This window comes from Nocardioides sp., from assembly GCF_034670285.1.
Classification (GTDB): domain Bacteria; phylum Actinomycetota; class Actinomycetes; order Propionibacteriales; family Nocardioidaceae; genus Nocardioides.
Genome location: NZ_JAXMNS010000512.1, coordinates 1 through 2,197, shown reverse-complemented (window position 1 = coordinate 2,197; position 2,197 = coordinate 1). Strand labels below are relative to the sequence as shown.

The following is a 2,197-nucleotide window of genomic DNA, read 5'->3' as shown; positions in this document are numbered from 1 at the left end:
TGGTCTCGCACGACCGCGAGTTCCTGGCCCGGTGCGTCACGCGCATCGTCGAACTCGACCTCGCTCAGCACCAGGTCGCGGTCTATGACGGCGGCTACGACTCCTTCCTCGAGGAGCGCGCCGTGGCGCGTCGGCACGCGCGCGAGGCCTACGACGAGTACGCCGACCGCAAGGCCGACCTCGTGGGGCGCGCACGCACCACGCGCGAGTGGAGCTCACAGGGCGTGCGCAACGCGATGAAGAAGAGTCCCGACAACGACAAGATCAGACGCAAGGCGCAGGCGGAGTCGTCGGAGAAGCAGGCCCAGAAGGTGCGTCAGATGGAGTCGCGCATCGCCCGGCTCGAGGAGGTCGAGGAGCCGCGCAAGGAGTGGACGCTGCAGTTCCGCGTGGCCGCTGCGCCCCGGTCGAGCACGGTCGTCTCCTCGCTCGACGGCGCCGTCGTACGACACGGAGACTTCACGCTCGGCCCGGTCTCGATGCAGGTCAACGCCGGCGACCGGATCGGCATCGTCGGACCCAACGGCGCCGGCAAGACGACCCTGCTGCGCCTGCTGCTCGGGCACGAGACGCCCGACGAGGGTCGGGTGTCGCTCGGGGCGTCGTTGGCGGTCGGCGAGATCGACCAGGCACGCTCGGTGCTGCCCGAGGGCGCGTCGCTCGGCGACGCCTTCGAGGAGACGGTGCCGGCGATGACGCCCGCCGAGGTGCGGACCCTGCTGGCGAAGTTCGGGCTCAAGGCCGACCAGGTCTCCAGCCTCGTGGGTGACCTGTCACCCGGCGAGCGCACCCGCGCCGCGATGGCGCTGCTCCAGGCTCGCGGCGTCAACGTGCTCGTGCTCGACGAGCCCACCAACCACCTCGACCTGCCGGCGATCGAGCAGCTGGAGGAGGCACTCGACGCCTACACGGGCGCACTGCTGCTCGTCTCGCACGACCGCCGCCTGCTCGACGCCGTACGACTCGACGAGCGGTGGCGTGTCGAGGCCGGCCAGGTGACCACCAGCTGAATGTCAGGACGGACACGGCTCTCAACCACTAGCGTCACCGCCGTGAACAGACTGACGGACAGAACCATCATCGTGACCGGCGCCGGCTCGGGCATCGGTCGCGGGACCGCCCTGCGACTTGCACGCGAGGGCGCCTACGTCGCCGCCCTCGACGTCGTCCCCGAGGGCCTGGCGGGACTCGCCGAGGAGGCCGCGGCTGACGGTCTCGGCGACGCCGGTGGGCAGATCGTCACCGGAGCCGTCGACATCTCCGACGAGGAGTCGGTGCGCGCGGCGATCGCCACGGTGACGTCGGCGCGCGAAGGACTCGACGCGGTCGTCAACGCGGCAGCCATCCACTACGGCGACCACACCCACGAGATGTCACTCGAGCGGTGGAACCGGATCCTCTCGGTGAACCTGACCGGCACCTTCCTGATGACCCGCGAGTCGATCCCGTCGCTCCTGGACTCGCCTCACGGCGGGGTCATCGTCAACTTCTCCTCGACCTCGGCCTTCTTCGCCCACCCCTACATGTCGGCGTACTCGGCGACGAAGGGCGCGATCATGTCGTTCACCCACGCGATCGCCCTGGAGTACGCCGACCGCGGCCTCCGGGCCGTGAGCGTGGTGCCGGGCGGCATCGAGACCGCCATCACCGGCTCGACGCCGGCGAACCTGCCCGCTGACGTCGACTGGGACAAGTTCGCCAAGCTCATGCCCACCCTGGGCCGCGGCAAGTTCGGCACGCCCGACAGCATCGCCGGGGTCGTGGCGATGCTCGTGAGCGACGACGGCGCCTACATCACCGGCACCGAGATCCGCGTCGACGGCGGCACCCACATGTGACCACCCCACGCTGGTTGAGGTGCGAACGAAGTGAGCCTCGAAACCCCTCACGCCACCTCCGGAGGCTGAGCAGGGCGAGGTACGAGCCCGTCGACGAAGCCCCGGAACTGACCCCGACATCTTACCCACAGATCGTTCGATCACACTGTCGAATGTCGGTGATCGCAGGTAGAATCGACCCATGCGAACGACGCCCACCCCGACCGCCCTGGATGCGGTTCGCGAGGCCCGCGCCACGGTCGCTGCGGCCGAGGTCGAAGCCTTGCAGCGGGTGGTCGAGTGGGCGGTCGAGTTCCGCGTGGACAACTCGGTCGTCGATGACACCACCTTCGGTACCGACGGCGTCATCCTCGGCGGGG

At 69.5% G+C, this 2,197-nt stretch carries 2 protein-coding genes; both read left to right on the top strand.

Features of this window, described 5'->3' with window-relative positions:
• The coding region (locus tag VOI19_RS18390) for an ATP-binding cassette domain-containing protein (protein ID WP_323794391.1) at nucleotides 1–1,010 on the top strand (1,010 nt) is incomplete at its 5' end.
• A 42-nt stretch (nucleotides 1,011–1,052) separates the two neighbouring features.
• A complete protein-coding gene (locus VOI19_RS18385; RefSeq protein WP_323794390.1) occupies nucleotides 1,053–1,838 on the top strand; it encodes an SDR family NAD(P)-dependent oxidoreductase in 786 nt (261 codons plus the stop codon).
• The last annotated feature ends 359 nt before the right edge of the window (nucleotides 1,839–2,197 follow it).